We start from the raw sequence: 321 nt of genomic DNA, 5'->3' as shown, positions 1-321 counted from the left end.
GAAGCAGTCCCGGACGCCGTCATTGTCGCTTCTACATCAACCGGTGAGATTGTCGACGCTAACGAACAGGTAACTGATCTAGTGGGCTACGAACCAGAGGAACTCCTCGGAGAGCCACAGAGCATCCTCCATCCCTCGGACGAAGTCGCTCGCTATCGAGAACTCTTCGCACAACATGTTGGCTCAGGTCAAGAAATCTTTGACCAGTTTCCCGATGGGTCTGATGTCTATGTCGAAACTAAAAATGGAGCTCAAATCCCTGTTGAAATCAACGCCCAAGTATTCAAGCTTGGAGACCGGCAGCTTGTTGCTGGTGTATTT

Annotated in this window: 1 protein-coding gene; it reads left to right on the top strand. The window is 50.5% G+C overall.

Going from position 1 to position 321, the window contains the following annotated elements; genetic code table 11:
- On the top strand, nt 1–321 hold a 321-nt coding region (locus AUR66_RS20595; RefSeq protein WP_157533085.1), incomplete at both ends, for a PAS domain-containing protein.

Source organism: Haloferax profundi (assembly GCF_001469865.1).
GTDB lineage: Archaea > Halobacteriota > Halobacteria > Halobacteriales > Haloferacaceae > Haloferax > Haloferax profundi.
Note: the sequence above shows the minus strand (reverse complement) of the source record. Positions and strands in the feature narration are given on the sequence as shown.